This window comes from Methanocaldococcus vulcanius M7 (assembly GCF_000024625.1).
In the GTDB taxonomy this organism is placed as follows: domain Archaea; phylum AGJL01; class Methanococci; order Methanococcales; family Methanocaldococcaceae; genus Methanocaldococcus; species Methanocaldococcus vulcanius.
On the sequence record NC_013407.1, the window covers coordinates 812,392 to 823,991 of the forward strand.

The 11,600-nt window shown below is 30.7% G+C and carries 10 protein-coding genes; 3 read left to right on the forward strand and 7 right to left on the reverse strand.

Annotated elements, in window-relative coordinates; all coding sequences use genetic code 11:
• Positions 1-17 precede the first annotated feature (17 nt).
• The 3 genes from METVU_RS04120 (at position 18) to METVU_RS04130 (ending at position 3,050) form a co-directional block, all read left to right on the forward strand.
• Complete coding sequence (locus METVU_RS04120; RefSeq protein WP_015732920.1) at positions 18-548, forward strand: adenylate kinase family protein; 531 nt, start codon at positions 18-20, stop codon at positions 546-548.
• A gap of 68 nt (positions 549-616) precedes the next feature.
• Positions 617-2,071 (forward strand): NAD(P)H-hydrate dehydratase, encoded by a 1,455-nt coding sequence (locus tag METVU_RS04125; protein ID WP_153232532.1) that lies wholly within the window; start codon positions 617-619, stop codon positions 2,069-2,071.
• 100 nt (positions 2,072-2,171) lie between these two features.
• Complete coding sequence (locus tag METVU_RS04130) at positions 2,172-3,050, forward strand: PHP domain-containing protein (RefSeq protein ID WP_015732922.1); 879 nt, start codon at positions 2,172-2,174, stop codon at positions 3,048-3,050.
• Positions 3,051-3,095: 45 nt separating this feature from the next.
• On the opposite strand, the gene METVU_RS04135 is transcribed toward METVU_RS04130, so the two are convergent.
• The 7 genes from METVU_RS04135 to METVU_RS04165 form a co-directional block, all read right to left on the reverse strand.
• A complete protein-coding gene (locus tag METVU_RS04135) occupies positions 3,096-3,740 on the reverse strand; it encodes a HoxN/HupN/NixA family nickel/cobalt transporter (protein WP_015732923.1) in 645 nt (214 codons plus the stop codon).
• A 470-nt stretch (positions 3,741-4,210) separates the two neighbouring features.
• The gene (locus tag METVU_RS04140; RefSeq protein ID WP_015732924.1) at positions 4,211-5,242 is read right to left on the reverse strand and encodes an SPOUT family RNA methylase; all 1,032 of its coding nucleotides are present in this window, start codon (positions 5,240-5,242) and stop codon (positions 4,211-4,213) included.
• 76 nt (positions 5,243-5,318) lie between these two features.
• Positions 5,319-6,524, reverse strand: a complete 1,206-nt coding sequence (locus tag METVU_RS04145) for a hypothetical protein (protein WP_015732925.1) — start codon at positions 6,522-6,524, stop codon at positions 5,319-5,321.
• A gap of 1 nt (position 6,525) precedes the next feature.
• Positions 6,526-7,602, reverse strand: a complete 1,077-nt coding sequence (locus METVU_RS04150) for an oligosaccharide repeat unit polymerase family protein (protein WP_015732926.1) — start codon at positions 7,600-7,602, stop codon at positions 6,526-6,528.
• Positions 7,580-8,362: a TrmB family transcriptional regulator sugar-binding domain-containing protein gene (locus METVU_RS04155; RefSeq protein ID WP_015732927.1), complete on the reverse strand. Its 783-nt coding sequence runs from the start codon at positions 8,360-8,362 to the stop codon at positions 7,580-7,582. Before METVU_RS04155 ends, METVU_RS04150 begins: the two co-directional genes overlap by 23 nt.
• Before the next feature lie 104 nt (positions 8,363-8,466).
• Positions 8,467-9,327, reverse strand: a complete 861-nt coding sequence (locus METVU_RS09070; protein ID WP_015732928.1) for a hypothetical protein — start codon at positions 9,325-9,327, stop codon at positions 8,467-8,469.
• A 369-nt stretch (positions 9,328-9,696) separates the two neighbouring features.
• Complete coding sequence (locus METVU_RS04165; RefSeq protein ID WP_015732929.1) at positions 9,697-11,562, reverse strand: KamA family radical SAM protein; 1,866 nt, start codon at positions 11,560-11,562, stop codon at positions 9,697-9,699.
• Between the last annotated feature and the right edge of the window lie 38 nt (positions 11,563-11,600).

Sequence of the window (11,600 nt, forward strand, 5' to 3'; positions counted from 1 at the left end):
TTTATTTGGGGGAAACGATGAGAATTGCAATAACTGGAACCCCAGGAGTTGGTAAAACCACAGTATCAAAAATTTTAGAAAAAAAACTTGGGGTAAGGGTAATAAATATTACCGAAGTCGTCAAAAAATACAAATTATACAAGGAGAAAGATGAAGATATGGATTCTTATGTAATTGATTTTGAAAAACTGGAAGAATTTATTAAGAATATTGAAACAAAAGAAGGTGTTGTAATCCTCGACGGGCATGTTTCACATCTTTTAAATCCCGACTATACAGTAGTGCTAAGATGCGATCCTGAAATTGTAAAAGAAAGATTGGAAAAAAGGAAATATGATAGAAAAAAAGTTTTAGAAAACGTTCAGGCAGAAATATTGGACGTGTGTTTGTGCGAAAGTAAAGGTAAAGTTTACGAGATAGATACGACAGGAAGGGATGTAGAAGATATAGTCGAGGAAATAATGACTGCCATTAAATTTAAAAAAGAAAGAAAAGGGGTTGCTGATTGGATGGAAAAATATTTTAACTATCTTTCTGAAAACATATAATTACCGTAAATTTGAACCTTATTTTTAATATTTCCGTAATTTTTTCATATATGGTTGTGGGTGAAATTATGGATCTATTTAACATATTGAGGGGAATAATTAAAGACAAAGATACTATAACTCCAAAGGAAATGGCAATAATAGATGAAAATGCCGAATATCTCGGAATTAAAAAAATACTACTAATGGAAAATGCAGGAAAATCCGTTTATGAAGAAATTAAAGATATTTATGCAGAAAATTATATAATATTTTGTGGAACTGGAAATAACGGTGGGGATGGGTTTGTAGTTGCGAGACATATAGGAAATGCAGAAGTAATACTAATAGGAAGAGAGCAGGATATAAAAACCCATGAAGCGAGAGAAAACTTCAAAATATTAAAAACTCTATCTGAATTTGGAGATATTAAAATAAGACAAATTTTAAGAGTTGAGGAGGTTGAAGGTATATTTAAGCAATTAGAAAATGAAAATAAAAAAACTATAATCATTGATGCGATGATAGGAACAGGGGTTAAAGGAGACCTTAGAGAACCATATAAAAGTATTGTTGAAAAAATCAATACTTTAAAGAAAAGGAATAAAAATATATTTGTCGTAAGTGTAGATGTTGAGACAGGAAATTTAGATAGTGATTTAACAATAACATTTCACAAGAGGAAGACAATAAACAGGAAAAATGCAATTGTTAAAGAGATAGGAATTCCAAAAGAAGCGGAATACATAGTTGGGTGGGGAGATTTAAAGGCACTAAAAAAAAGAGAAAAAGATAGCCATAAAGGCCAAAATGGAAAAGTTCTAATTATTGGCGGAAGTAGGGAGTTTTATGGGGCTCCAATATTAACAGGGCTTTCGTCTTTAAAGATTGCAGATTTAGTTGCGGTATTTTCAGTAAATAAAGTTATAAATAAAATAAATCATCCAGAATTCATACTCTATGGTGTTGAAGGAGATTATTTAAGTTCACAACACGTTGATTATGCGTTAAAAGTTTCTGAAAAATACGATGTTGTAGTTTTAGGTAATGGATTGTCAGTTAATAGCAAGACAAGAGCATTTGTAAATGAATTTTTATCAAGATGTGAGAAAAAGGTAGTTATTGATGCTGATGCAATAAAACTTATAGATTATGCTGAATTCGAGTTTTTGGAGAGCTATATCTTTACACCACATATAGGAGAGTTTAAACGTATGAATTTAGAGTTAGACAATCCTAAAAGTATTAAAAATTTAAAATCAACAATAGTTTTAAAGGGAGAGAAGGATATTATATTTAATAATGAAATGGTAAAAATAAACAAAACCGGAAATGCTGGTTTAACAAAAGGAGGAACTGGAGATATTTTGGCAGGGATAATTGGGGCACTATTTTCAAATAATGAAGCATTTTTATCTGGATGTTGCGGAGCTTTTATTAACGGCTATGCAGGAGATCTTCTATTAAAAGAAAAAGGGTTTTATTACACTCCAATGGATGTAATAGATAAAATCCCACACGTATTAAAGATCTTTGAAATTTAACACTAATGCAAAACAGATTATATTAAATTATATTAAAATTATCATATAGGATATTTGAGTAAATCTATTGAATGGCATTATAAATAATTAAGGAGGGAATATGAAAGCGGATCTGCACATTCATACAAAATACTCGGGTATTGGAAGATTTTGGAAACTTAAATTTCCTGATTCAGTGGAAGAGCCAAAATGTATTTTAAAAATGGCTAAGAAAAGAGGAATAGACATTGTGGCAATAACTGATCATAACACCATACGAGGCGGAATAGAAGCGAAAAAAATAGAAAAGGAGTTTGGTGTTGAAGTTATAATTGGAAGCGAAATAATGACATCTCAGGGGGAGATCATAGGACTATTTTTAAATGAGGATGTTCCAAAAGGTCTAACTCCTGAAGAAACGATAGAGAAAATTAAAGAGCAAGGAGGGTTAGCAGTAGCTCCTCATCCTTATAGTCCAATATGTAAAGCCCTTGGAGATAAAATATTTGAGCTGGAGCTTGATGGAGTTGAAGTTTTTAACGCATATCATCGTGATGGAATTGTAAACAACATCGCACTAAATAGAGTAATAAAAAACTACCATAAAAAGCCATTTGCGTTTATAGGGGGGAGTGATGCCCATATAGCCAAAATGGTTGGGAATGCCTATACATTATTTGAAGGAAACTCCTCAGAAGACCTCTACACTGCCATACGTAAAAAAAGAACAACATTCGCAGGAAAGCCGACTCCACTATATCAAGCAATACTTTGGAGTTATAAGATCGTTTATAAGTCAGAGAAAAAATTAATAAAATCGCTATTTTTCAATGTGGAAGATAACACTATAAACTCGATAAAACTTTATAAAAAGATTCTTGGGGTTTTTGGAGGGATTGTTTATATCTTAACTCCTTTACCAATTGTCTCAGGGGTCGTGGGAAACTATTATCTTAAAAGGAAGGCAAAAGAGAAGATGAAAGAGGAGATGGGTATTTAATTAAATTATTGAATTTATTTTGAATTTATAATAAATAAATAAAAGTTATAAATAAAGATGCTCTAATATAGGATGAAGGATTGTATAAAGTCCTATGATAATTATTACACTTCCGCTTATCAAGGGAAGTTTGGAGATGTTTCTATTTCCTATATATTTTTTAATCAATTCCTTACTCTCTACAAATGCAGCTGCTAAGCCAGTTAATGATATTGCCAACCCAGCGCTAAATATCGCAACATACATCAAACCATCCATTAAATTTCCTGATGAAAGGGAAAGGAGAAGAACAGCCAATGCCGCTGGACATGGAACTAATCCAGCAGATAATCCTAAGGCGATAACTCCCTTTTTTGTATCGATCTTATGCTCGTGGGGTTTTATATACTGTTTTATTATCCACATACCCACGAGGATCAGTATAATTCCTCCAACTGCACTCATGACATCATGAACCACATCGATGTTTAAACTTTCTAATAGGAAGAGAGAAAGAATACCAAGTAGAAATATCACTGCTGTATGGGATATGGTTATTGTGGTTCCCAACAATATTGCATCTTTTAGACCTGCTTTTGTTCCTAAGATATAGGCAGCAACAACACTTTTTCCATGCCCTGGCTCTAAGGCATGCAACATTCCGAGTATGAATGCAGTTATAGCATATAAAAGTTCCATAATCATCACCATAATAATTGATTTTTATATTGTTCCATTTTTTGTAATACTTAATATTACCTAAGTTGCCTTACTATTTAAATAGTTTATTACTACAAAAGATAACTTAATAGTTATTAAAAATGAATTTAATTTGATGGGTTAATACTTAGTAATAAATAATGTTAAAATTATCATACTAAATGAAAAAATAAAAATAAAAAAAGATATAAAAATGTATAAAAACACGTAAATATAATAATAAAAGAACCAAAAATCTTAAATAATAAAAACTTGAAATTAAAATTATAGTTGATTAAACGATTTAACCCTGTCTCAAAGTAGACAGGGTGCACAATTTTTCACTGCACCCCATAGTGGGTGCAGTGTAACCTTATTCATCAATTTAAAGATTAAAAAAACGAAATTATAATATAAAAAATAACTATTTTTAGTCCCTATTTTTAATTTAAAATAATTAAGAAATTAAATAAGCGACACAATTACTCTTCTTGACTATAAATTGTCCAAAGTGCTATTAAAGCGGCAGGGATCGCGTGCTCCGTAGCAAAGGTCATATGAGGGGCTAAATCTATAACGTAATCTGCAAATCTAAAAAGACCTCTTGGAATTCCTTCTCTTGATCCACAAAATATTATAACTTCTTTCTTTTTTCTAAGATCTTTCTGCAAGTTATCTCTAATTTTAGACAACTCATCTCCTTTTGGATCTGTTATAATCAGCAGTCGATTATCTCTTCTCTTATCTCTAACTACCTGATAAAGATCTTGAACAGTTATTGGAACTAACTTTATATCAAAAGGATAGGCCCTCTTTTGAATTTCATATCTTGACTGCTGTCCAATTTTAACTCCTTTAATGAACTCCATCAACTCGTAAGCATTTACTTTTTCTTTTGGGGATATAATTAACTCTTTAATTTCAAACCCTTGAGCGGATCTTCCAATCGCCTCTCCAAATTTTTTACATACGATCTTTTCTCCCAAATATGGCATTTGAACAACAACAACCTTTTTAAATAGATCTCTTGCGTTTCTTTTTTCTTTTGTATATTTTCTGTATTTTTCTCCGGGAGTTATTGAGATATATGCTTTATCTTTAAAAATCTCTACATGAACAACTTTATTGGGATGGGTTAAATCAACGGTAGCGTTTGTTAGGTCTTTAATCTTAGCCCCTAAAACAATATTTACATCTGAAGAACTAAATTCATGTTTTCCTCTTTTTTTAGTTTCTACTGCGAAGGTCTCGTTTTCTTGTATATGATCTTTTATTTTTTCTGCTAAGTTGACTATCTTATCAAAATCTGCTTCTGTCTCAAAATAAACTTTTAAAACTCTCTCAACTTCTGGGATCTTTAAAAGTTCTTCTTCAATATCTTTTTCAGTTTCGATAATAACAATTCCTTGATAACCGTTTGGGGTTAATTCATAGTTAAAATTATCAATAACCTCTTTAAGATTATTTACAACAATATTTTCAAATCCTTTCTGTGTCTTTATAATAAATTTCATATCAATCCCTTTTTGTTTATTTTGTTTTACTTTATCCTCATTTTACTTTACTTCTTTTTTTAATTCCTTTTATAATCTAATTTTTATATTTCAAATAGTCATTTGAATATTTAAGCTTTGAATTTATATACAAAAACAAAAACAGAACGATGAGAAAGCCATAGTTTATGCCTATCTCACAGTAAGATAGCAAGATCGATGCGTAAATTGCATAGAGTTTTTTGTCTCCTTGATATATATATTTTGACATTGCCCCCAAGATCATTGATACAATTATTCCATATATGCCATAATCTAAATATAGTGTTCCAAAGAGAGTGGTTGTTATATTATGTTTATAATTGAAAAGTATTTCTCCAATTTTTTCTTCTCCATTGGGAACTAAGGTTATCCCGCCCAAAGTCAAAACTCCTCCATTGATTATTTTGTTTAAAACTTGAAGATCAAAGTATGCCCTGTATGACAACAAACTTAATGGATCTAATTTCCAATGCTGATGAGATGAAAGTAAAATAATCTTTCCCATAACTCCAAGAAGAAGCAATGCAACAATAGCAAGAAAAATCATTTTTTTAAGAGAGATATTGACTCGATTATAAGCAATATATGCAACAAATAGCATTAACACACCTGCTTTATATCCAAGTAAAATTAATATCAAAAAAGATATTATAAAGAAGAATTTGTTTTCAATGCCTGAATATACAAGTGCTCCTGTTGCAATTAATCTCAACGGCTCTGAATTTATTGCCATCCTTATATCATAGTTAAACAGGGGAATTCCACCATAAACTACAACAATTAATAAAAAAGACAGTATTCCAACTGTAAGCATCATATAATTAATTATTTTTGTTCTATGTAGTTTAATAAATATCTCTACAACACCAAGAATAAACAACAAATATATTATTGCGAGAAGAAGAGAGCGTGTTGCAATAAATGCTCCAAAAATTGAAAAAAGAGAAAATAATAACAAGAATATGTATATTAGTATATTATTTTTTATTTTTATATTACCTTTATTATTGAATATTGTTTTAGTTAGTCCAATCCTTTTAAGGAGGTTATCAATAAAGAAAGGAATAGAAAAGCCGAAGATAAATAACACAATAACTAAAAAAATTTTAAAAAGTTCAAATATACTGAAATTTTTTAAATATGGAGTTGCAAGTAAGAAAATTGCCGTATAACCAAAAATCACAATTAAAACAGGATGAAATATATCTATTTTTGCCACAGTATATTTTATTTCTCCCATTATTTTTTCTATTCTTCTCATTTCAAAATCCCTTTAAATTTTTTAAATTTTTTAACTTTCCAGAAATTAATGCATAAATACACAACAACATTCCAAATAAATAGTATATTATTACATCTAAATCTAAAATTCCACTCTCAATGGCTATAAGTGTATACGCAAATAAGATCCCATAGACCCCTAAATATATCCCTTTTAATCTTTCGGACAGTTTATAAAAGAAACCTAAAAATATCCCTAAAATTCCAAAATATGGAATAACTGCAAGAGTTCCATAATCCCCAACAACCGCTCCCACGATGGTTGGGGTTATGCTAACTCCATATATACCCAATATATGAGCGATTACAGTCCTTGCACCGCTACACATCCCAAGATATGAAAAAACAGCTGAGTAGTGAATATACCCATTAAAAATTCCGTTAAAATTGTTAAAAATAATATCATAGACAGACATTGTTAACTCTATCCTTGATGTTATTGGATTTCCTCCAACACCTAAAACATACAACCTCAACGCTGAAAGAAATATTAAAACTGCAAACACCCCTATTCCATATTTAAATAATTCCCTATTCGATATATCTCCTTTGTAGTATAAAACAATAATACTTGAGATTAATAAAACTAATACATTAGTTCTATATCCAAGAAGCATAATAAGCACTGCAAACACTGCTGTATATGCAATAACTTTTTTCCTTTCGATATTTGTTGAAGCAATTACGATTGCCCAACCTAAGAGGAAGAGATGTGAAAAAGTGGTAAAGTAAACGCTAAGAAATCTTCTTGATAAGGGATCGAAAAGTGGAACGTCTCTAACCCAAAGTAGATCTGCTATAATAAAGATTAAACCAATAATCATTAATATTAATCCAAAAGTATAGTGTTTTTTTTCATTGAAATTGGGGAGAGTTGAGAACTTTGAATATAGTTTTTTTCCTACTATAAAGGAGATATAGAAAAATAGTGCAGAAATTAAAAAGACGAATGCAGAGATAATCGATATATTTGAGAATATTAAATAAATGCATGCGATTAATACAAAGAGATGGTGAAGTTCCAACCTTTCGTTTTTAATTAAGCGTAATGATGGCATAATTATCCTTTATTTCTTTTGGTATCTGATTTAAAGTGTTGTTTAGAACAATATATACTTTTAATTTGGATGTTAATACCTCAGAACTGTTTACATAGTTGTTCAAATTTTTTAACGTATTTAAATTTGTAGTTCCACTGATTATAAATCCTTTTTCCACAAAATAAATATTCATTCCTTTTTTAATTTCAGCATCAAATTTATTTAAGATCATCTGCCTCTGAACTGGAGAGAAAGTTGTAGAATCAACCCCTACATCTCCACTAACCTCAACATCTAAAATTTTGAGATTTTTATATTTTTCCAAACCTAAGGAATGGGTTATATCATTTGTAAGGTTTACATACACGTTATTTAACGTCCTTCCTTCTATCGGCTTTACGTTGTAAACGATCATTGATTTTCCAACTGGCTTCAATAAAATCTTAGATGCTGCAATATCCTCCTCATAAGCCATCTCTCCTCCAATGGTTATGGGAGTGTTGTTGTATATAGCATATAACGTCCCTCCTCTCGCGTTATATATCTCCACCTCTCCTTTGAATGGTTTTTTTGTTGCTGTCCATCTACCGATAATTGTGGCGTTTAGTGGAAACTTTTTGTTTAGAATTTTTTCACATATCCATGCACATTTATACATTTGATCTCCACTAAATTCATATTTACTTTCACTGCCGGAGTAGAATTTGTATGCAATTGAGGCAGAAGTGATAATAATTGCCAATATTACGATTATCTCAAGAATACCAATTTTTTTCATTCACATCCCCAAACACCTTATTTAATGTTCTAATGATCATTATAGTATAAATAAGTTAATGAATTGATGCAAGTTTAGATCTATGTTGAAAAAAAGGTAAAAAGTTAAAAGTTTGCTTCATTTTCTGGCCCTTCAACTTCTACAATTACATACTGCCCATCCAATTTTATATCAACCTTAATTCCTTTCTTTTCTATATCCTCTTTATCTCTCTCCTTTTTCTTTAATAACTCTTCATATTTTTCTTTTGCAGTTTCTTCATCCTTGTATTTTTCAACTCTAACTATTTTAACCATGTTGTTATCTTCGAAAGATATTGACGATCCATCTGCTATCGTATTATCCCAAGGATCGTAAGCGTTTCTAACTTCATAAACACAAGCATCTGACGGAAGTTTATCATATATATCCATAACTCCTTCATTTTTCAATAAGGATTCTTCCTTACCTTTGATTACATCTATACACTCACGAACTCCCTGTTTAGTTCCTGCAATTATCATATCCTTATATATTGTTAGTGCAAATTCCTCATCAGGTTTTGTATATATTTTAAATCCCTCATACTCCTCTGTTGGGTTTATTCCAACTTTTTTAAGATGATTTTTAAATTTATCAAAGTCGTAGTCCCCTTCAATTATCATAACGAAGTTGTCATAACTGCTTCCTCCAAATATCATTCTCTTTGTTTTGTTTATATATATTCCTGTCTCATCTTCGTTTGTATTCCTTATTTTTAGCATATTTAAAATTTTTGAGCGGTATTGTGATGACTCCTCTCCCTTAAGTGTCTCAAAATTAACATATATAAATCCATTGTAATTGTAGGGAAGCATTTTGATTAATTCATTTGCCTCACTTTTGCTGTCATTTACGCATCCACTAAATGAAGCTCCCACTACAATTGCTGACAACATTATCAATATTTTTGCCAATATTTTTAATTTTGCTGTTTTTATGTCCATCTTATCCCCTCCTTTTACTTTTTACTTCCCCATAATATTTTTCTACTTTCAAATATTACCATCTCCGTTCGTGAAGCCACATACATCTATGCTTCTAATATAAATACTTTTCGTTAATCTATAAAATCATATATTCATGAATGTATATACTAAGTGTAATATTTTATTAAAAGTTTTAGAGTTGTCAGTTATGATAACGATAAAATAAAACAAAAGATGAATTTAAATTAATAATTAAATGGAGGTCTAATTAACAAAAATCAATTAAAATGCTTTTCCAGCAAAATCTAAAATACATCTAAAAAATAAAATTAACGTAAAATAAATAAAATAGAAAATCTGAAAAATTTTATTTTAAAATTAAAAATTTTAATAGTAATACCATATAGTCCTATACTCCTCGATATTTTCTCCGATCTCTTTTAAACTGTCTAAGTATTCTTTAATTGGCACATCTTTGTAGGTGTAGAGTTTAGTTGGATATATTCCTTTTTCCCATGGATGCATTAAATAAACTCTCCCTCCATCTGGTTTTATCGCTATCAACTCTCTATCCTGCCAAGCCCTCAAGTGATTTTTTCCCATTCTTGGGACGTTGAATATTGGTTCGTCTGTTCTAAACGAGCCGGGTAGTAATCTCGCTTCTTCTTTAACTTCTTGGGCTAATCTTGCAATTGGAACCAAGTAATCTTTATGTTCCATCTTTCCTTTTGGATAAAACGTATAGTAAGGAATGATTCCAACTTTCTTTAAAGCTATCCTTAAAGCTACATTTTCAAATCTTCTACTTACATATCTGTGGAATACATGTTGATTATAGACGTAAATTTTATTTTTATTGAGTTTTTCTACGGCATCTTTAACTTCTGGAGTTATTTCATAGCAACTTTCCACATGTGTTGAGATCATGATCCTCTTTTCAAAACTTCCCAATAACTCTGCCAACTCATCAGTTATTCTCATCGGGGCTGTTACTATTGTTCTTGTTCCAAATCTGACCCCTACAACGTGGTTCATTTCAGATATTCTATTTAACATTCTCTCAATGGCTTTATCACTTAAACTGAATGGATCTCCTCCTGTTATAAGAATTTCAATCATAGAATCATGCTCAGCAAACCAATCTAATGCCTTCTCGATCTTTTCCCAACCTTTAAATGCCTTGGCATCAAAGTCCTGCACCATCCAGTTTCTCTGGCAATAGACGCAGATCTGTGGGCATGATTCATAAGGTTTCACTATCGCTATTGTTACATATCTTCTTGTAATTAGATCGATTGGAGATGTGTCATGTTCTCCCATAAAGTCAAAGGCAGTATCTCTATCTTCTTTATGCTCGATCATCTTTTCAACATACCACTCCGGTGGAATCACTTGCCTTCTAACTGCTAAGTCCTCAACGTAGGGATTTTCAAAATCAAATAAATGGAGATAATAGGGAGTTAATCCAAATGGAATGCCATTCTTAACTGCTTTTTCAATAATCTCTAAATCATCGTCAGATATTTTAAAATTCGTTTCTTCTCTAAGTTTTTTTAATATTTCAACACCTTTTAAACCTCTTAGGACATTTTTAAATTGCCACTTGTAATTAAACCACTCTTCATCAGTTATACCAAAGAACTCTTTTAAAGTTTCTTTATTCTTTTTTCTTTTTAATATTACTCTTTTATCTAATCCACTTGGGTATCTGCTTATATACTCCCTCATAATATCATAGACCTTGTCTAAAAAGTTAGATCGTGCAATTCCTGCATCTCTACCTTTCAATTTACTAAAATCGATAAATTTTATCCCTTCTTCAAGTAATCTCTCTCCTAAAAAACCAAGGGAATAATCTGCCTTTCCAGATATTGCTAAAAATATATGTTTAAATTCTTCAATAAAACCTTCTCCAATCTCTTTTAACGCATCTTCATCTCCTTTATATGCCTTCCACAAATATTTTAGGGTGCTAAATCCTGCTAATTTTTCGTTATTTTTTGATATTATATTTAAAAATACATTTATGGCTGTTAATGAGAGCCAACGGTCTATCTCATTGTTAAATACTTTTCTTCCTGTTCTAATCTCCCATTCTAATTCCTTTAAATAGTCAAATAACTTATTTCTCGCTTCTTCTAAACTTTCACTCTCCTCTAAGATCTCTCCAATTTCGGGTAGTGGAGAAAACACCTCTGTAAATATTTTGTAGTTGACTGTTTTCTCTTCACTCAATAATTTTGTTTCCATCATCTCACCCCCCATGTAAATCAATCAGAATAATTGAATTA

Coding starts and splice junctions, on each gene's coding strand:
- METVU_RS04140 (WP_015732924.1), bottom strand. CDS start 5,242: ATGAAATTTATTATAAAGACACAGAAAGGATTTGAAAATATTGTTGTA.
- METVU_RS04145 (WP_015732925.1), bottom strand. CDS start 6,524: ATGAGAAGAATAGAAAAAATAATGGGAGAAATAAAATATACTGTGGCA.
- METVU_RS04125 (WP_153232532.1), top strand. CDS start 617: ATGGATCTATTTAACATATTGAGGGGAATAATTAAAGACAAAGATACT.
- METVU_RS04165 (WP_015732929.1), bottom strand. CDS start 11,562: ATGATGGAAACAAAATTATTGAGTGAAGAGAAAACAGTCAACTACAAA.
- METVU_RS09070 (WP_015732928.1), bottom strand. CDS start 9,327: ATGGACATAAAAACAGCAAAATTAAAAATATTGGCAAAAATATTGATA.
- METVU_RS04150 (WP_015732926.1), bottom strand. CDS start 7,602: ATGCCATCATTACGCTTAATTAAAAACGAAAGGTTGGAACTTCACCAT.
- METVU_RS04155 (WP_015732927.1), bottom strand. CDS start 8,362: ATGAAAAAAATTGGTATTCTTGAGATAATCGTAATATTGGCAATTATT.
- METVU_RS04120 (WP_015732920.1), top strand. CDS start 18: ATGAGAATTGCAATAACTGGAACCCCAGGAGTTGGTAAAACCACAGTA.
- METVU_RS04130 (WP_015732922.1), top strand. CDS start 2,172: ATGAAAGCGGATCTGCACATTCATACAAAATACTCGGGTATTGGAAGA.
- METVU_RS04135 (WP_015732923.1), bottom strand. CDS start 3,740: ATGGTGATGATTATGGAACTTTTATATGCTATAACTGCATTCATACTC.